The organism is Phormidium sp. CCY1219, from assembly GCF_055795085.1.
Window position 1 is genome coordinate 16,875 of record NZ_JAYFEQ010000472.1, and the last position, 19,854, is coordinate 36,728.

A 19,854-nucleotide genomic window follows, 5' to 3' on the forward strand; every position below is an offset into this window, starting at 1 on the left:
TCAATCAGCCGATTTCTACCAATTGGATATCAAACGTCAAGTCTTGACCGGCGAGGGGGGGATTCGCATCTAAGGTGACTTGGGAATCGGAAATATTGGTGACGGTTACCGGAATCACTTGGTCTGGCGCTTGTTGAATTTGCAGTCGCTGACCCACTTCTAAGGGGATATTCTGCGGAATGCGATCGCGCTCAACCTGTACCACCATATCCTCGCGACGCGGACCATAGGCGCGATCGGCAGGAATTTGTTCGGTTTTTTCTTCTCCCGGGGCCATTCCAATCACTGCTTGTTCGAAACCGGGAATCAGTTGTCCTTCGCCTAGGGTAAATTCTAACGGTCCGCGTTCCGTTGAGGAATCAAACACCGTACCGTCGGATAATTTACCCGTGTAATGAACTTTAACGATATCGCCCTGTTTTGCCTGTGACATTCTTATTTCTCCTACTATTCAGGTGCTTTGCCGACTCCGAGTCTGGTTTTATAAGACCTCCCAATATCAACCAACGTTTTAATCAGGTTAATCAATCGACCCGGAGTGAATTCAAGAAGATTTTTCCCTCTTGCTTGTCAGATGATTGTTGATGAGGTATGATTAAGGGTTGGAAACTCGGCAAAATTTCCCCCCAGACATCTATGACCCCACCGAGCGATCGCCGCTCGGTGGGTCTTCGGTCAACATTTTAACTTGGATGGTGGATTTTTGCAGGAGGCTGCAACTCGCCGAGATTATCGGCGCAACGCCTCAACAACCGGATTGGCATTTCCGCGCCGAGGAGAATGGGCGATCGCCGCGCGCCACCGTCTCAACTTCGGGGAAACAGTCGTTCCAAGGTCGCTTGCAGGTTTTTGTGCGGGTAAATATCCGGCTTTTTGCTCCAAATGTAATCCAGAGTTTCCTGATAGGTCCACTGCGGATTTTGGCGGAAACAATACGCCACCCCCAGGGAACCACTTCTCCCAATTCCGGCGCGACAGTGAATCAAGAGTTTTTTTCCGCGCTCAATTTGTTCTTCAATCCAGGCGATCGCCGCTAACATTTCCGCTTCCGGAATCCCATGATGCGCGCCATCTAACAAGCCAATTTTCCGATAGGCGATTTCCCCATGTTCCTCGAAATTCACTAATAATTCTGCCGCTAAATTCAAAACCGCATCAAATCCCAACTCTCTGGCATTTGACGCCGCAATAAAATTCCCCACATACACATTTTCCCACACTTCCACCGCACTCGCACCTTGGGTCCACTGCATCGACTCAGACGGCGGTTCCACCTTCACCCGTCCATTATCTCCAAACTCGCCGATCCAGTGCCATTCTGTTTCCTTTAACCCCTCTCCCACCCGATAGGTGAATTCATAATTTCCCACACTGGTGGGCATAAAAGAACCGGCAAATAAATACACCCCGGACTCTTCCCCTTTATAATCCAAATCTAGGCCGTACCACGACCCTTCACTATTAAATTTGGTTAACAGATTCGTCCATAATTGTACCCGCAACGCCGTGGGCGGATGCGGGGCAGTCAGCTTCACCCAAACCCCCAAATGCTCTAACATATAAAGGGTTTTTTCATCTCCCAGAGAAGGGTAAATTTCTTTAATGTCTGCGAAAGATTTATCGATACTCATCACCCGATAATATTTCCTTTGCCATTTTACCTCCACTTCATTTTATAATTTGTCGGTGGGCATTGCCCACCCTCCAGTTAGAGCTGATTCGTCAATATTTTTAATGATGGATTCTCTCGCGACTTTCATCCCAAAATTCCCCGATCGCGTAGAAGGCGATAATCCCCATCAGACTCGCCGCTAAATCCGCCACCGTAGAACTGCGGGTGGGAAAAATCACTTGCAGCATTTCCTCTGCAATGGTAAACAAACTAAAAATAAACGGGCCAAAGGGAACCGGAACGGTAAACAAAACCATCATTTTTTTGCCCAATGCCCGATGGCTGAGAAATGAGGCAATGCCGTACAATATAAAATGGCCGATTAAGTCATAATTTGGAATCAGAGTTACTCGACCCAAGGGCAATTTTCCTCCATTGGCCAACCCCATAATTGTCAGCAAAATGGCCAAGTAAATTAACCCCGCGATCGCCCAGCCTTTTCGATTCATTTTCATTCGGGCAAACTCCACAATCGTTGATGCAATCGTTGACTTCTCAGATGCAGACGCACAGTCCGGATAAAAAGTGCCTGTTTGAAGCAATTCTCATCATTATTCCCCCTGGTTTTACTGTGGACGGATGGGAGAAATTGCGTTTTATCGGCATGGGAAAAACGGCGGTAAACCGAGAAACCCCTTACCGCTTCCTCAAGACACCAGAGGAACGGAATTCGCTGCTTTAGCTTGCAGCAAATACGTGGTCATTTCTCCTTTCCCTTTCACCTGAATAACGCCGCGTTCTTCCAAAACATAGTCATGGCGCAAGTGTTCGTAAGTGGCACTAGAAACGTGAATGCAGCCCGGAATTCCGTGGGATTCCATGCGCGAGGCAATATTCACCGTATCGCCCCACAAGTCGTAAATAAACTTTTTGATGCCAATTACCCCAGCAACTACCGGTCCGGTATGGATGCCAATTCGCATACTCAAAGTTTGACTGAAATCCGCATTAAATCGCGCGATTTCTGCTTGCATATCCAATGCCATATCTGCCACCGGGGCGGCGCTATTTTCCCGGGGAACCGGCAACCCACTGACGACCATATAACAATCGCCAATGGTTTTGATTTTTTCTAATTGATGTCGTTCTGCTAAGCGGTCGAAGCGGGAAAATATTTCATTGAGCAAGCGTACTAAGTCGGCGGGTTCGATTTCGGAAGACAGGTTGGTAAATCCGACGATATCGGCAAATAAAACCGTGACTTCTGCGAAATTATCGGCAATGGTATTTTCTTGCAATTTCAGGCGATCGGCAATCGGTTCGGGTAAAATATTCAACAGCAGGCGTTCGGCTTTTTCCCGTTCGGCGGCCAGTTCTTTTGTGGAAGATTCTAACGCCACTAACATGCCATTAATCGTATTGCCGAGATTGGAGAGTTCGTCATTTCCGGACATAGAAACTCGCCGGGATAAATCGCTGTTGCTGCCGATTTTCTTCACATCTTGACTCAAGTGCGCTAACCGAGCTAACACCAATTTTTCTAACAGCAATAAGGTGCTGATGCTAAAAACGATGCCTACCACGATTAACGAAACAATCAGATAGCGCAGGCTAATTTGACCTTGACGATAAATATCCCGGGGGATTTCTACTTCCAATAAAACGGCGGGGTTGCCATAGATATCGCCCAGGAGGGTATAAGCAACTAAGAGCTGTTCGCTGATGGTTTCTACGAGGATAGAACTGTCGGCGTCAGGATTGGATAACCTGGAGATCGCCCGATTAATTTCCGCCGGGATTGCACCGGAATTGACCGGATAACCGGTAATATCCAAATGGGTTAATTCCCCGAGGCGCTTGATTTCTTGCGCGTCTAGATATCTGCCGATCGCCAATGTACCGCGACTCGGACCGGTTCCTTCGCTAGTGAGAATCGGACCTGTGGCGATCGCCATCGGGCCATCCGCTAACATGACAATCCCGGTAAACCGATTCTCTGCATCTTGCAAATCCGCTTGATTCGCCGCCGACAAATGACCCGAAATATCTTCGGGCACCGGTACAGTTTTATCCCGCTCTAAATCGAACGCCACCCCATACACCAATTCCCCTTCTGTATTGATAAATCCCATCAAGTTAGCGCGAATCGAGCGAATATTGGTTTTCCCCAGATTCCGCGTAATATAATTCCGATTTCCATCTTCAACAAACTGATAGGTTTCATCCCAAATCCCCCATTGATAATTCAGCGCGTTTAATTCATCGCGATAATTGGAAAATGCATCCAGAACTCGTTGCACGTTGCGCTGCGCCTCGCGTTTTTCTAAGCGAGTGAATCCCGCCAGTAAAATGGTAGAGGAGGTCACATGCACCGCGCCAAATAAACCAATCAGAGTCGCGCCGATCGCCAGCAGTGTTTTTTTGCGTAAAGTCATCAGGACAGCTTCGGGGTAAAAAAAGCATCATTGGAATTATGACACGGATAAACCCAGACGCGATACCCCACCCCAAAACCCGTAGGGTGCGTCACCCCCGCCACTCAATCAATCGCCACACCACTTAATCTCATTCGGGGGTGACGCACCAACAAAGGGCCAAAAAATCAATAACCCGTCGCATTCGCCAGTGACGCACCAAACCAATCCCTACCATTAAAACCGATAGTGCTGAGTGCGATCGAGATAAATGCGCGCCACACTATCCCCGGGATTGATTCGCAGGCACTTTTGAAACAGTCGATGCGCCTCGGCGTAGTGCTGATGAGAATAATGTAACAAAGCTTCCTCAAAAATGCTTTGGGTGATTAACTTTCCTTCTCTGAGTTCTATCGGATCCGCATCGAAAACTTCAAACACCGACACGGTTTCCGACTTTCCCTTGACTTTAACGCGATCGATGAGGCGAATATTGTAGTGATTTGAATTTTGCAAGCTGTAAAAGGTGCGATCGCTAATCAACAAAGACAGGCCATAATTTTTCGTCAATCCTTCGATGCGCGAGGCTAAATTCACCGCATCGCTAATCACCGTGCCATCCATGCGCTTCGGTCCGCCCACGGTACCCAACATCAGGGAACCAGTATTGATGCCAATTCCAATTTTAATCGGACTTTCCCCTTGCTGCTGACGTTCTAGGTTGTATTTGTGCAGTCGCTGCAACATCGCAATTGCCGCTTTCACGGCATTATCCGCGCCCTCGCCGAATAAGGCCATAATTGCATCGCCGATGTACTTATCGATAAACCCTCTATGTTCCCCGATCGCCGGTTCCATGCAACTGAGATAAGAATTAATAAATTTAAAATTCTCTTGCGGCGTCATGCTTTCGGAGAGGGTAGTAAAATCGCGGATATCGGAAAATAAAATCGACATTTCCATTTCCACCGCTTCGCCCAGTTTGACCGCCACAATGCTTTCATACCCCAAAAAATGTAGGAATTCATGGGGAACAAATCGTCCGTAGGCATCGGTTAATTCAAATTCCGCATCGAGGGCTTTTTCTAAATCAGCATTGAGCGCGAACAATTCTTTCGTAAACCGTTCGCGATCGGCTTCTGCTTGTTTGCGTTCGGTGATATCTTGAAAAGCAACCAACGCATAAGAAATATTGCCATTTTCATCATAAATTGGCGTTCCCCACGCTTCGATGGGAATACTCGGGCGATCGCTGCGGTGAATTTCGATATCGTCGGCGGTAGAAGTTTCCCCTTTCAACGCCCGAATGATGGGCAAACTTTCCCAAGGATAAAGCGAATCAGTCCCGGCGAGATAATACTGATAAACCTCCGCCAAGCGCTGGGGATTGGCCGATCGCACCACTCCTTTTCCCAATAATTCCTCGGCAGTTTTATTGGTATAATAGGGTTTACCCCCGGCGTCGAGTACCGCAATTCCCACCGGCATTGCTTCGAGAAATTGCGCCAACCGACGTTCGCTTTCGCGCTGTACTCCGCGAGAGTAATAGGCCGCCATTGCCACAGAAGACCCAATTAACCCCACAATCGGCGCAACTACGGGAATCCAATAACTATTTAAAAATGCCAGATAACTCGCCCCCATCAATCCACTGCTTCCCGCCCCAATCCAAATAACGACGATCGCCCATTTTAGGGAAAGATTTGGTTTAAATCGCTTAGTCTGCAATAACCCATAGGAAATGCTGGCCCCCGCCAAGGAGCAAATCACGGTCCACAACCACTCGAACCTTTCGGGTAAAAATGTAATAAACGGACGCGCTTCTAGCGCCCCGCTGAGGATTTGGCTAATTACATTGGCATGAATCACCACGCCGGGAGTGCGCTGCGGTGACTGGGAATTTCGGCCACTAAAGGGGGTAAAAAACAAGTCATTCAGACTTTCGGCGATGCCGCCAATCAACACAATGCGATCGCGCATCAAATCTGGGGGAATATCATTTTCCAAAACCTCGGTCATAGAAACGGTTTTAAAATTCTCTTCCGCCCCGCGATAGTTAATCAAAATTTGATATCCCCCGGCATCTACATTAATATAGCCGCCTTCATTGCCGCGCAGGGGAATAAACACTGCTTTTCCCAATCCCAAATGATTCTGTTGGGCATCTACCATTTCTAAGCTGATGCCCTGGGATTCGAGAACCCTCAAACTCACCGTCGCGGCAAGACTCAATCGGGTGCTTTGGTTTTGCGGTTTAACCGATAGCAAACCGCGACGAACTTTGCCATCCTTATCAATCACTAAATCGGCGATCGCCACTTGATTTAGTTCTTGCAATTTTTCTGGGGCGGCCACTTTTCCCCCCACGACTTTTTCTACACCAATTAAATTCGGCGTAGATTCAAAGACCTGCACCAATTCGGCATGTCCCGGTTCTACGGGCAAATCGCGATACAAATCCATGCCGATAACTTTCGGTTGCTGTTGTTTGATGTTCTCGATCGCTTCGGCGAGTACGGCATCGGGAATTGGCCATTGTCCGATTTTAGTAATATCCGATTCGTCAATGGTAACGATAACAATACGCGGATCGATGGGTTCTGAGGGGCGCAATTGAAAAAACAGGTCCAGAGTGGCCCACTCCAATAATTGAAATAGTCCCGTACTATTGAGCGCGATCGCGACCACTGCGACGGTGGGGGCACTCATCAGTACCCCTCGCCATTTCCACATTTGCTTTTTTAACGTTCGCCACATTTAGATTCGGCACCCACCACTGGATTGATAAATGGGGTTCCTACCAAATTGTAGATAACCCCTGACTGGGATTGCAGAAAACAAGCCGATGGGTACCTTGAAAGCGTCGGTTGCAAGGGTGGCGATCGCCCTTAACTAGGGGGACAATAAAGGTCGCTCGGCGATCGCTTCGAGTCCCACCGAAGCTAACAACTCGCGCCAATTTTCTTCCACGATCGCATCGTCAGGCTGCGATCGCCGCAGTTGCGCGAGGGTACTCATCGTATCGTACCAAATCCCCTCAGCTCCATACAAGGCGGCTTTTTCTAACGGGGTCAGAACCTCTAATTCTCCCATCGAATTCGGGTTGAGTTCCACCCGCTCGATTCCTCCTTGCACGCCGGGAGTGTCTGGGCGCAGTCCGTCTTTTCCGACCAAAATAAACGTCCAGCGATAGGTCTGACCGATTTCTAACGCCGGCACCTCTTCGGGTAAGCGAACCGCCAGAATTCCGCCACCGCCAGAGATGGGAATTTTGGTTTGATAGTGATGGCGGTTATTTGCATCTTTGAGGGCAAAAAATAGCTCGGTGGCTTCCGTTTCGGGCACGTACAGGTAAAATTCCGGATGCTGTGCGACGGTTAACCCGCTTTGGGTTCCGGGCATCAATGGCGTGACGCAAGGACTGCTCTCGAGGGGCTGTTGGGCGCAGATATCTTCGTCGCGAGATGCTCCCCCGGCGGTGTCTGTGGGTTCTCCGTCTCCGGGGGGTTCGAACGTCACTTGCACCAGGGTTTGGTCTTGCACTCGGCGATCGCTTCTGTGCGGCTCAGATTGTGCTACGGTGCGTTGTGCCAAGCTTCCCCCCAAAGCTAGGGGTAAGAATACTGAGAGAAAACCGAGGGCGATCGCGGTTGATGTGTTTTGTCGAATCTTCATAATTATCCCCTTATTGATTGATTGTTTCTAGTGATTTTCAACCATACACCTTCTCTATTTTAGAGATTTTTTTTTGCGATCGAGTTTCGGTCATTTTTTTTGCGCTAACAAAGAAATATTTCCGGACTCGATGAGTGGGTGTTTTTGTCCGCTCGTGACAATGAGCGGGGAGGGTTGGCGAGACCCAAAATGACGCACCCTACGGCCTGAATTAAAGCCAATTCCCGACCAAAATGAACGGTGCCCAGTAATAGGGATGGGCGTATTCCGGGTTCTTGAGTAAAAATTGCTGTGCCTCGCGCAACGCTTGTGCTTTGGAAACCCTTGTTTCAGTAAACTGGCGATAAAATTCGGCCATTAATTCGGCAGTGGATCGGTCGTTCACGGACCAGAGGGTTGCCAGAGTGGAGCGCGCGCCCGATCGCACGGCGACTCCTGCCAAACCCAAGGCGGCGCGTTTATCGCCGGCAGCGGTTTGACAGGCGCTCAATACCAACAGTTCAATCGGACGCGGTTTGCTGTCTTCGCGCGATCGCAAAATCGTTTGAAACTCGCGGACTAGAATTTTATCGTCCCATGTCAGCACAAATGTCTCTTCGGGATTGGAACTAAATTGCCCGTGAGTGGCCAAATGGATCAAGGGAAACGGAGCCGTTTCGATGTGTTCTTTCAAGGTTTGGGTGGTGAATTGTTCGTTTAAAAACACTTCTGTGGGTAGCTTGGCGGCGATGCGCTCCATTTCCGACTTAACGGCGGGCAAGGCACTAAATCCCTGACGCGCTTCGGTGAGTCCCCCGGTGAAGGCTTGTAACCCCTCGCGGGCGATGGCGCGCGGGGCGAGTAACTGCAACCCGGGGGTGAGGGCCAGATTGTATTTCTCCACCAAATACTGTTCCCCATCGTGCAGGGCCGCCATTGGCAGATTTCGCAAGACTCCATCCAGGACAAACACCAGGGTTTCGATGTTATTGGCGGCAAAATCTGCTTGTGCCGGTCGAATCAACCAATCATAGACTCGTTGCGACAGTTCCAAGCGGGTTTCGTCGGCGAAAAAGGGATTGAGGGATTCGAGGAAGTTTAGCAGGATGCGTTCTACAACTGCCTGGGATTCCTGGGTGTTGTAATGGCGCAGGGGTTGTCCGGGCACGGAGAGGATGACTTCTAGGCGATCGGGTAAAATAATCGGATAAATCACCGCCGCCGTGGCATCTACTTCGTCGAGCAACACGGGCTGAGCGTCCAAACAGGCTTCGCGAAAGAAGTTATCCAATTCTGCCAGTTGCAGGGCTTCGATGGTTTGGCGCGCTTGTTTCAAGTTTTTTTGACTCGGATTGGATTTGAGCAGCAAACTGACCAATTGGCGATAGACCGGTTCGACAGTTTCGGTAAAGGAGAATTGCACGTCGGGATTAATCGCTACCAAGTCGCTGCGAAGGGCTTCGAGACTGTTGACGGATTCGCTGAGGGCAGCGATCGCCCCTTCGGTGTCTCCTTGTTGGTTTAACACTCGCCCCAGTTGCCATTGCCAAGGGGCGACCAAATCCGTGGCATTGATGCCTTCGGCGATCGCGAGGGCCTGTTGGGTGAGCTTTTGGGCTTCTTCTCCCTGGTTCGCACTTTCGTATAAGTGCCCTAATTGCCCGAGGGCGTAGGATTCGGCTCGCGCATCCTGCAGCGAGCGCGCCTGTTGCACGGCACTGGCTAGCAGGTGGGCGGTTTCCACGCTCCAGGGGGATTCGTTGGTTTTCTGCTGGTAGTTTATCGCACTTTCGGCAAAATTCACTTTGGCATACACCGAGGCGCGACTGGCGGGGAGTTCCGCCAGTTGTCCCGGGAGGCTGGGAAACAAGGTGCGAGCCAGTGGCCAATCTTCGGTTTGAATCGCCAGGTTGAGCTGATTGAGTTGAATTTCCACGCCCAACAGCGGGTCTTTGGCTTTTTCGGCGGCTTGTTGGTAATATTCAAAAGCGGCTTGCGGCTGTTGCAGCGATCGCGAAATATTGCCCAAATTGAACAGAATGGCAGCAGTTTGTCGGGGGGATATCCGCTCTCGCACTTCCAGTCCCCGGGCGATGGCCAAACTTTGGGTTAAAATCTCGTGCGATTGCTCTAGGTCTCCCACCACTTGCAGGGCGATCGCCAGATTTTGCAATCCACTGACTTTAATCTCGGAATCCGGTTGGGAGCGAAGTTGTTGGTTTGCGGCTTCTAGTAGGTGGCGCGATCGGCGATAAAGCCCTAGTTTTTGCAGGGCGATGGCGTGATTGATTTGGCTCCCTAGTTTTCCGGCGTCGTCTTTGGCGATCGCATAGGCGTCTTGCGCTTCTTTCCAGGTGTTGGCGGCGGCTTCAATCTGTCCTCGGGCTAGCTCTAGGGTGCCGCGCGCATTCAGGGCTTGAGCTAAAATCAGGGCGGACTCGGCATTGCCCGGGTCGCTCTGTGCGCCGAGTAATGCGAAACTTTCCGCGATCGCCCTGGTGGCGCGTTCCCATTCTCCTAGGTCTTGATACGCGAGGGACAGGTAATTTAAACTAGCCGCTTCTTGCAGGCGATCGCCCTGACGTTGGTATGCTTCCCGGGCTTGTTGCCACAGTTGCGCCGCTTGGGCAAATCTGCCTCCCTCGTATAATACTCGAGCGCGATCGAGTGCGGTTTGGGCTTCGCTTCGGCTCTGGACGATGGCCGTTTCGGGGGGCTGTTGGGCTAAGCTTGGCAGGAAGCTGGTGGTGACTACAAAACTGAGTAAAGCCAGCCAGAGGCTAGACTGCAGCGCCTTGCGCCATCTGCGAATTTGGGTGGTTGCTGTCTCGCGCATTCTCTCTTTACTCCCGGGTTGGGGCGGTAGGAAATCATTACTCTACAGATAAGGGATGGTGGGCATTGCCCTCCTACAGGTCTCGCACTCTTCGGGCAATTTTCTACTAGGAATAACACAACTGTGCTATTTTGTCAAGGAAATTGCCGGAAGTGGTCTGGCGGTGTTATTGGGGACATTTCGGAATCGGATGGAGATTCGCCACTGGATGAGGGGCGATCGGCACCAATTCAATTTGGCCGAACCGATTCATTTTCCAGGTTTGGGCTTCTACGAGGGGGGTTGGGGCCGCAGAAACCGGGGAGGAAGGTGGTTTTTCCGAAGTGGGCGTTTCGGAGGTTCCGGTCACCGGGCGCAGGTCCTGCCACAGCAGTGCCCGGGAGAAGGGTTGGGTGGGATTGTTCGGTAAACCCCCGCGCCCGGTGACGATAAATTGGTTTCGATCGCTAGGGGTACAGCCCTGGACGATGCGATCGCTCGGATCGCTTACCGTATCGGCGAGGTCCACCAATCCCGCTGCCGGATCCACTTCTGGCGTCTTCAGTTCCACAATCCCGCTAAACTCGGAACCGAGTTGAGAGGTGGCGGTGATGTCGCTGTTGGCGGTTTGGGCTGGACGAAATTCAATCCCGAAAATGCCCTCGGCGCTGATGCTGACGCGACCCCCGCGCCCTTCTAAGGCATTGGCGGTGATATCGCTATTCTCGAAGGCGGTTAGGGTTTCGGTGCTGATGGTGATGTTTCCGCCATCGGTGTTGCCGGCGTCGGTGTTGATATTGCTATTCCCCTGCAACCGGATATCGCGCGATCGCACTTGGATGTTCCCCCCGGTGCCGGCGACGGTGGCGGCACTTAAGCTTCCCCCACTCTCCAATCGCAGGCGATCGGCGTCAATCTCTAGCACCCCTGCGGCTCCAATCCCCCCGCTTCTCACATCCAGGCTGGCTCCGTCGCGGACGATTAATTCTGGCGTTCTCACTCGCACGTCGCCTCCCGGGCCGGTAGGTCGCAGTTGCGGATAGTCGGCGCGCCCGGATGAGGAATTGATAGTGGTGGGCAGGCCGGTCAGCGGGGAAGTGCCATAGACTTCCACCGATTCCGAAGCATTCACCGTCAGGGTGCCGGCGTTTCCACTGCCAAAGGTGGCACTGGAGATAATCGCCCCGTCTCCCAAGATTAATTTGCCAGTGGAAATCGTCAACTCGCCGGCAGGGGTGGAGCCAAATGTGCTGGTGCCCGGACCGCTGGTGACTCGTCCATCGGGCGAAACCCCCAGGATTTCCACCGAGTCGGTGGCTTGGATATTGATGTTTCCTCCCGCACCAAAGGCGGGAATCACTTCCCCGTCTATCGCCGAGCCGCTGTTGGAGCCAAGCAATGTCCCCTCGCGCATCACCAATCGTCCGGTTTGGATCTCAATGTCTCCTGCCGCACCGCTTCCGAAGAGGGTATTGTTATACAGTCCGGTGGGGAGCAGGTTTTGGGGAAGGGTGCGGCTAATTTCTATCGAGTCTGCGGCATTGACGAATAAATCTCCTGCCGCGCCACTGCCTAAGGTGACGTTGGCCATCACGCTGCCATCGCGGATGGTGAGGCGGTTGGTATTGATAGTGAGTTGACCGCCCAATCCGCTGCTGCCGAGGCTGTTTAAGTTGAAGACGCCAGACGCGATCGCTTCTACGGCGTTTCCTGCCCGAATGGTAATCTTGCCGCTGTTGGCTGCGCCGAAGGTACCATTAAAGGCGATCGCGCCATTATAAAGTCTCACATCTCCGGCAGTTTCCAAGGTCAGGTCTCCGGCGGGAGCAAAGCCGAGGGTTTCGCTAAACAGTCCGCCTAGGCGCGTGTTGGGTTGCAGTTCTCCCGAGAAGCCTGCACGGAAAGCGCGATCGAGAAATTCCATTCCCACGCCGATCGCGGTGATGGAGTCGCGGGCGCGGAGGGTGAGATTTCCGCCGTTTCCGCTGCCAAAGCTGGAGGTGGATAAAAATGCGGTGCCTTGCAGCAAAAATCGCCCGGTTTCGATGGTGAGGTCGCCGGCGTCCCCAGCTCCTCGGGTATCGGTGGCGATCGCGGTAAAGTTCTCCGGATCGGCACCGCTGACTTCCACCCCTTGGCTGGCTTGAATCCGGATGTTTCCTCCCGGTTGCGAGCCTGGGGCGATCGCGCTGACTCGGGAACCCTCGCGCACCGCTACCCGCCGCCCTTGCAGGTGGATCGCGCCGCTCCCCTCACCACTGGTATTCAGGGTACTTTGTTGCAGCACTCCGATATCTTGGAAGTTCTCCACTCCCTCATAGCCTACGGCAAATCCGCTCTGTGTGGGGGTGAGGCTGACGCTACTGTTCCCCCCGACACTGCCAATTTCGATCCGTCCATCGGGACTTTGCAGATGTCCCCCTTGGAAAATAACGTTTCCTCCGAGTAAGGCTAAGGTCTCGCCAGGAGCAACTTGCAATCCGGTGGTTGCACCCTGGGAATCGCTCACTTGGGATTGATTGACCAGGGTTCCCGGGGCCGGTCCGTACTGCAATCCCACGGGGACGTTCATGGTCAGCAGGGGCGGCGCTTCCGGATCTGTGGCGCTGAAGCGGTTCCCATCGTCAAATACTACGGCGTCGGCACTGGTGGCGAAAAAGGAACCGCCGATATTCAGTTGGGCGTTGGAACCGAATACCACGCCATTGGGATTGAGTAAAAATAGATTGGCGGTCCCGTTGGCGCGCAATATGCCATCGATGAGGGAGGGGTTGCTCCCGGTGACGCGGGTGAAAATGTTCTGGATGTTTAAGCTATTGTTAAAAAAGGCTTCGCTTCCCGTGGGTAGGGAAAATTCGCTAAAACTGTGGAAGAGGTTGTCGCCGATCGCGGTTCCGCCTTCGATCCGCAGGGTATTGGCTTCGGGGACAATGCTGGAGTTGTTTGGTAAGCTGCCATCAGGGAGGATTTGCGATCGCCCGGGGGGCAGGAATAATACGGTTGTGGCGAGTAAAACCAAGCCAGATAATATCGGCCTGATTCTCAAGCCGTGCAATTGCAGCTTTTGCAGCAGGTGCCATCCTTTGGCTGGCAAGTAAACAGTTTGCGCCTGTACCATAGTTTTCTTGGTTTGTCAAGTAAAAGAGTAAATTACTCGTAGCGCACCCAAATCGTTAGCGATCGCAATTATATCACCAATCGTGAATGAGGGCGATCGGGTTGCCCTGGCGGCAAAAGTGGCGTCTGTCGCCGAGGTAACACCGTGGGTCACGGGTTTGGTGGCTGCGATCGCCTGAATTTTTCCTCTCTTAGAATAATAATAGCGAAGGGAATTGGCGATTGGCTTTGACATCGGGGCGATGGATTGATAGCAACCCCTTGTTTTTCTCTGGGAAACCATGCTCACTCCAGTTCGGGAGCGCACCGACAGGCGATCGCCCGCGCATGGGCGGGCGATCGCCACTTGCAGAATGCACCTAACCCAAGCGATCGGCTTCCCACTGGGTGGCGGGGGTTTCGGTTTGGGCGAGTAATTCCCCGCGCGAAATGACATATCTCACCGGGGGGCGACGGCGCAAAATATCAAATTTACTCTCGGCATCAAAAATAATCAGATTCGCGGGTTTTCCCGGCTCAAGCCCATAGTTATCCTCAACTTTTAAGGTTTTTGCGCCATGATGGGTTATCATATCGTAACAGGCATTGATTTCTTCTACGCCGGTCATCTGGCAGACGTGAAGCGCCATATATGCCACATCGAGCATATTTCCAGTGCCCAAACCGTACCAGGGGTCGCAAACGCAATCATGGCCGAGGGAGACATTTAGTCCATTTTGCCACAATTCTTTTACCCGGGTGATGCCGCGCCGTTTGGGATAGGTATCGCTGCGTCCTTGTAGGGTAATGTTAATCAAGGGATTGGCGATAAAATTAATTTGCGATCGCTTCAGCAAGCCCATTAATTTGGTGGCATAAGCATTATTATATGACCCAAATGCCGTGGTATGACTCGCCGTCACGCGCGAACCGAGACCGCTGCGAAGGGCGCAAGCGGCTACTACTTCTAAAAAGCGCGATTGTTCGTCGTCGATTTCGTCGCAGTGAATGTCGATGAGTTTGTCATACTGTTGCGCCAGTTCAAAGATGCGATGCAGCGATCGCACCCCATCTTCCCGGGTGTACTCGTAATGGGGAATACCGCCCACCGCATCCGCGCCTAATTTTAACGCTTCTTCCAACAATGCCTCATTCTGGGTTCCCCCATATATGCCATCCTGGGGAAATGCCACCACTTGCACGGTGAGCCAGTCTTTCACTTCTTCGCGCACTTCTAACAATGCCCGCACTGAAGTGAGCTGCGGTTCGCTGACATCGGCGTGAGTTCTCACGTAAAGCACGCCGCAAGCTGCCTGCTGCTTCAGGGTGGCGATCGCCCGCTGCTTCACATCCGCCACGGTGAGACTGCGCTTGCGTTCCGCCCAAATTTCGATGCCTTCAAACAACGTGCCGCTTTGATTCCGGCGCGGTTCCCCCGCCGTGAGTGCGGAGTCCAGGTGAATGTGGGAGTCCACAAACGGCGGACTCACTAACCGCTCGCCCACATTGAGTTCCCGCTCGCTAAAGTGAGATAGTTTGGGGGCGATCGCGACAAATTTGCCGGCGCGAATCTCTATATCCACCACCGAACCGGTCAGCAGTCGGCATCGGCGCAACATTAAAGTATCGGCAATTTCTGACATAACAATTCCTTTGCAAAAACCTCAGTCCCTTATTTTAGAACCTTTGGCAAAAAAAAGAAAACGTTGAGGCGGCTTTTTCTCCAAAAAGGGGAGTTTCTAACTCGAAATCGACGGGGTACTTCGATTTCTTTTTTTAGCCAACCCGTTTATCTATCAAGGGTTGAGAAAATGAGATAAGAGAAAAAACCACAAAAAACGGGGTGATTGCTTCAATGTCTTGTAAAAGGGAAATTGCAGGTGCAAAAATCCGGGTTTTGGTTCCAAGTGCCTAGCCATCCGCCGGGGGTTCGCTCATCAGCACCACCAAACCCAAAACTGCGCCTAAAATTCCGAGAATTTGCTTGAATTCTAAAGCGGATTGAAATAGAATCACAGTCAGTAAAATGGTAAATGCCGGCATGCTGGCGATCGCGATCGCGCTGCGGGCAGCCCCCACTAAAACCACGCCATAATTACTCAGCAGATATCCCACTAACGTGAGTACGCCGACGATTGCGCCACCCACCACAAGGGTGGGAAATTGTCTCGGTTCTAGGGTAATTTCCATCAAGTCAACTGGCAACATTCCCACGAGACAAGACAAGACAAATACCGTGCCCAACGCGATCGCCGTAAACGGAAGCGGGTGCAACTGACGGGTGGCGCGTTGGGTCAGCAGCAGATAGCTGGCAAATGCCAGAGAACTTACAGCCGCCGCACTTATTCCCCACAGAATATCGCTCAAGGTACCGACGAAAAAACGGGGGAGGGGAACTGCTACAAAACTGGCGATCGCCACCATCGTCATCGCCAGCACAAGCAGTGGAGTCGGGCGATCGCCCCACAATGTCCAAGCGCCGATCGCGGCGATCGTCGGATACAACAACCCCGAGGCGATCGCCACTGCGAGTGGAACGAATCCTACTGCAAAATACATAAACCATTCCGCCACAAACAAACACAACCCGCTAATTATCCCCACCCACAACACCGAACGAGTGGGATGTTGCAACTGATGTTTCAAATCTTGCCCGGTGAGGGGATAAAGCACTTTTGCCAGTAGGGGAATTCCACAGACTCCCACAATGCTGCGAAGTAAAAAAAGCAACCACCAATTTCCCAGATTCGGCGTGAGGAATCCACCCCATTCCACCATGCCAAACAAGGATTTTTCGTCAAAAATCATTTCGACGAAAACGATACCGATGGCAAACTGTACGGCGGCGAGAATTGGCAACAACAAACTCAATTGGAGATGAGACAACTGCATTAATCTTCTCAATTCAGGAAGTTTTCGCGCGTTCAAGAGGAAAATTGCGCTCTTCCGGGAGACTTGCAGAAAAGCCCCGGTTCGCTCAACCTTTCTCTATCTCATTGTAAAAGAATGTTCCGATATTTCCCCCCACCGCTTGCGAATTTCTAGTTTTCATGCAACCCTCGATGTTAACTTTCGATTTTAACTTTATCGCTGTTGTTCGTTTAAGTTGCATCAAACAATCTGGGGAACCTACCTGGCGCGTTCCTCCCTCAGTGAAATCGGGGACAATGAGGAAAATTTACCTCGATGAAAGTATGCAATTTAAACGCTTTTTCCCTGGAACGCCAACCGGGCTAATGGGGGGATCGAATCACTTTACGGGTCACCCCGCAGCAGTATGACCTAGCCGCCGGGGTTGGTTCTGATTCATTATAATCCCCGATCGGTTCGATAATGGGACGCTTCCCACCGAATTGATGGGGGAAGAAGTCTCTCGTGCCCCACCCGCGTCGCCACCTCATCGAGAGAAACACTCTCCCTCGCCCCGATAAAAAGCGCTATAAATCGTTAGGAATGAGCAACGTTTGTTCGAGGGAACCGAGACCCCGGGCGGGAGCGCACTTTGCTACTGCGTTTTCCGTCTCAATTCTCCATTTTCAAATATCCATTCTTCATGCTCTTCGGTTCTCGGTGGCGGTTGCGTTTCCAATCCAGTCACCCCAACCAAATTTGCCTCTGTAAAGTCAGTTCCCGTAACATCTGCACTGACTAAAATTGCATTGTACAGATTCGCACTGCTGAGGTTAGCATAACTGAGGTTGGTACTAAACAAATTAGCTCCGACTAAACTGGCACTTTGCAGGTCAGCCGCCGTGAGATTGGCCCGAACCAAATTCGCCTCATCGAGCACTGCATTTCGCAAAGAAGCGCCGATTAAATCAGCACCTTGTAAATCAATCCCCGTTAAATCCGCACCGGTGAGGTCGCAATGGCGACATTCATTTCCCCGTTGCAATTGCAGGAGGTGTTCGGGATTTTCGGCTAAAGCCATAGGTTTGACAACCGCCACCGAAGGGATAAGTATTGCGGTGGTAAAAATAAATTTTTTGAGCATGAAAAAACCCTGAAACAAGATAAATGCGGTTGTGATTTTTAAGAGTAATCCCGTTCTTCGGGGAGAAACGGACCGCTATCGAGCTGTTCTTGGAGTCGGTTGCGCTTTTCAATCGCATCCGTGGCATTCGGATCTACTTCAATCGCCACCCCATAAGATCGAACGGCTTCCGGATAGCGATGTAATTTTTCGAGGGTTTCCCCACGACGCAACCAGGCGAGAGAGTGAGTGGGTTTGAGTTGAATGACCGTATCGTAAGCGGCGATCGCCTGGGTGTATTGACCCACTTTTCCTAGCACTCGGGCGCGTTTCATCCAAGGTTCGTAATGATTTGGCCAAATCGCGATCGCCTCATCATAAGCCACCAGGGCATCGATATACCGCTGTGCTTTGGATAACAAATCCCCCCGTTTCATCCAGGCGCGAGCGTCATTGGGCTTGACTTCCAACACTTTAGCAAATGCATCCAGTGCTTCCCCATAGCGTTCCAAAATTTCCAACACTTCCGAGCGTTTCACCCAAGCGCGGTAAATAAATGTCGGATCCGAGGTAATTTGACCGATTTTCTCATAAGCAGCTAAAGCATCCTCATATCTTTCTAATTTTTCTAATGCCATGCCTCGGTGATACCATGCCTCGGGAAATTTGGCCTGAATTAAAATGGCATTGTTATAAGCTTGAATCGCATCTTGATAAGCGCCGAGACCGTAAAGTGCCATCCCGCGACCCAGCCAAGCGGTAGACAAATTGGGATTAATTTTAGTGGCTTGGTCGAAAGAGGCTAAAGCGGCTTCGTACTGACGGGCATCAGAGAGTGCCACGCCGCGATTCATCCAAGCTTCTGGCCAATTGGCGTGCAATTCAATTGCTTTATCGAAACAAGCGATCGCGGCTTCGGCCCATTGATGTTTGAGCGCTCTTCCTTTATAAAACCAAATCACCGGATTGTTCGGTGCTAGAGACAAGGCGCGATCGAACGATGCCACCGCTTCCGTGTAGTGCTGCAACCGTTCCAGACACAAGCCGCGATTAAACCAACAAGCCGCATTATCCGGCACCAAATTCAGCGCCGCTTCGTAAGCCGCTACTGCTTCGGTATCGCGCTCTAAGCCCTCCAATGCCAGCCCTTGGTTATACCAAGCGGCGGCATTATCTGGTTGTAATTTCACCGCTTTGTTGAGGGAATCTACCGCTGATTGATTGCGCTGCAATTCCATTAAAGCAAGGGCGCGATAGTACCAGAGTCCGGCTAAATTCGGGTTGAGTTTGGCCACCCGGTTGAAAGCCGATAAAGCAGCTTTGGGTTGTTGTACTTCCAGGAGCGATCGCCCTCGGTAATACCAGGCTTCGTATTGATTGTTTTTAATTTGAATTGCTTGATCGAGAGACGCAAGCGCTTCGGTGTAACGGTGCAAGTGAAACAGCGATCGCCCTCGGAAAGTCCAAGCCCAATAATTATCGGCATGGTGTTGAATGGCCCCGTCATAAGCGGCGATCGCCTCTTCATAGCGATGCAAATTCATTAGGGCCGCGCCCCGTTTCAACCATGCCCGGTGCAGTCGCGGGTTTTTTTTCAGGGCTTTATCGTAAAAGGCGATCGCCGCCGGATAATTTTTGCGATCGTACATTCGATTTCCCCGTTCGTAGTCCGATCCGGCTCCCAATAAGTGGGTGACGAACGACCAAAGCGGCGAACTCGGTTTTGCGGGTGGCGAAGTGTCCGGCGGCGAGTCGGGTGGGGTCAACGCTTCGGTTACTTGCCATTGGTCAAACTGGGTCATCTTGGGAACCTCCGTGGGAAACTCCGCTACACTGCGGTCTGCAAGACTTTCCCTGGGGCGATCGCCAGGGCAATTCACAACTCTCGGGTTTCCAATCTCTGCGAACCTATCCGCGTTCTGCGCCTCCAGAGATTGGCTGAGCGGGTTGACATCAATTTTGGCACAGAACTCGGTGCGTTCGGTTAGTTGATTTTCTCATGAGCTGGGACAATCAGTGAAGCCCGCGCTTGGGTGGTGTTTTCCCAATATTCCCGAAGCGCGGGCGCAAGGCGTACAAAATGCGGCAAGGGCATGGGGAACGGATCCAATATTCGGTGTTTCCCTGGGGGTTGAACCGCCCGGGGGCGGGAGAAGTTGCGCTGCAGGTTAGAGACGGTATTGGCTGATGAGGCGAGGAATACTGCGATCGCATTTTGGATAAACCCGATCCAAAGACTCGGTGATTGAGCTTCCATGAGGCTCTCTCTAGGGTTACATAAATTAACCGT

General features: G+C 51.7%; 13 protein-coding genes. All 13 read right to left on the reverse strand.

Features of this window, described 5'->3' with window-relative positions; all coding sequences use genetic code 11:
- Positions 1–4 precede the first annotated feature (4 nt).
- Entirely contained in the window at positions 5–433 is a 429-nt protein-coding gene (locus AC0QH1_RS11750; RefSeq protein WP_324631300.1) for an FKBP-type peptidyl-prolyl cis-trans isomerase, read from the reverse strand.
- A 373-nt stretch (positions 434–806) separates the two neighbouring features.
- Positions 807–1,631, reverse strand: a complete 825-nt coding sequence (locus AC0QH1_RS11755) for a dual specificity protein phosphatase family protein (RefSeq protein WP_324631302.1) — start codon at positions 1,629–1,631, stop codon at positions 807–809.
- Positions 1,632–1,731: 100 nt separating this feature from the next.
- Positions 1,732–2,127: a VanZ family protein gene (locus AC0QH1_RS11760; RefSeq protein WP_324631303.1), complete on the reverse strand. Its 396-nt coding sequence runs from the start codon at positions 2,125–2,127 to the stop codon at positions 1,732–1,734.
- Between the two features lie 192 nt (positions 2,128–2,319).
- Positions 2,320–4,047: an adenylate/guanylate cyclase domain-containing protein gene (locus AC0QH1_RS11765; RefSeq protein WP_324631304.1), complete on the reverse strand. Its 1,728-nt coding sequence runs from the start codon at positions 4,045–4,047 to the stop codon at positions 2,320–2,322.
- Positions 4,048–4,263: 216 nt separating this feature from the next.
- Complete coding sequence (locus AC0QH1_RS11770; protein WP_324631305.1) at positions 4,264–6,759, reverse strand: CHASE2 domain-containing protein; 2,496 nt, start codon at positions 6,757–6,759, stop codon at positions 4,264–4,266.
- Between the two features lie 159 nt (positions 6,760–6,918).
- Positions 6,919–7,701: a DUF928 domain-containing protein gene (locus AC0QH1_RS11775; protein WP_324631307.1), complete on the reverse strand. Its 783-nt coding sequence runs from the start codon at positions 7,699–7,701 to the stop codon at positions 6,919–6,921.
- 211 nt (positions 7,702–7,912) lie between these two features.
- Positions 7,913–10,516: a CHAT domain-containing protein gene (locus AC0QH1_RS11780; RefSeq protein ID WP_324631308.1), complete on the reverse strand. Its 2,604-nt coding sequence runs from the start codon at positions 10,514–10,516 to the stop codon at positions 7,913–7,915.
- A gap of 166 nt (positions 10,517–10,682) precedes the next feature.
- A complete protein-coding gene (locus AC0QH1_RS11785) occupies positions 10,683–13,613 on the reverse strand; it encodes an S-layer family protein (RefSeq protein WP_324631309.1) in 2,931 nt (976 codons plus the stop codon).
- A gap of 358 nt (positions 13,614–13,971) precedes the next feature.
- On the reverse strand, positions 13,972–15,234 hold the full coding sequence (gene codA, locus AC0QH1_RS11790) for a cytosine deaminase (RefSeq protein ID WP_324631310.1): 1,263 nt from the start codon (positions 15,232–15,234) through the stop codon (positions 13,972–13,974).
- A 268-nt stretch (positions 15,235–15,502) separates the two neighbouring features.
- Positions 15,503–16,483 carry a DMT family transporter gene (locus tag AC0QH1_RS11795; RefSeq protein ID WP_324631311.1) on the reverse strand — a complete coding sequence of 327 codons (981 nt, stop codon included), beginning with the start codon at positions 16,481–16,483 and terminating at the stop codon, positions 15,503–15,505.
- 613 nt (positions 16,484–17,096) lie between these two features.
- Positions 17,097–17,522: a pentapeptide repeat-containing protein gene (locus tag AC0QH1_RS11800; protein WP_324631312.1), complete on the reverse strand. Its 426-nt coding sequence runs from the start codon at positions 17,520–17,522 to the stop codon at positions 17,097–17,099.
- A 101-nt stretch (positions 17,523–17,623) separates the two neighbouring features.
- Positions 17,624–19,444 carry a tetratricopeptide repeat protein gene (locus tag AC0QH1_RS11805; RefSeq protein ID WP_324631314.1) on the reverse strand — a complete coding sequence of 607 codons (1,821 nt, stop codon included), beginning with the start codon at positions 19,442–19,444 and terminating at the stop codon, positions 17,624–17,626.
- A 104-nt stretch (positions 19,445–19,548) separates the two neighbouring features.
- Positions 19,549–19,821, reverse strand: coding sequence for a hypothetical protein (locus AC0QH1_RS11810; RefSeq protein ID WP_324631315.1), 273 nt, complete (start codon positions 19,819–19,821; stop codon positions 19,549–19,551).
- Positions 19,822–19,854: the final 33 nt, after the last annotated feature.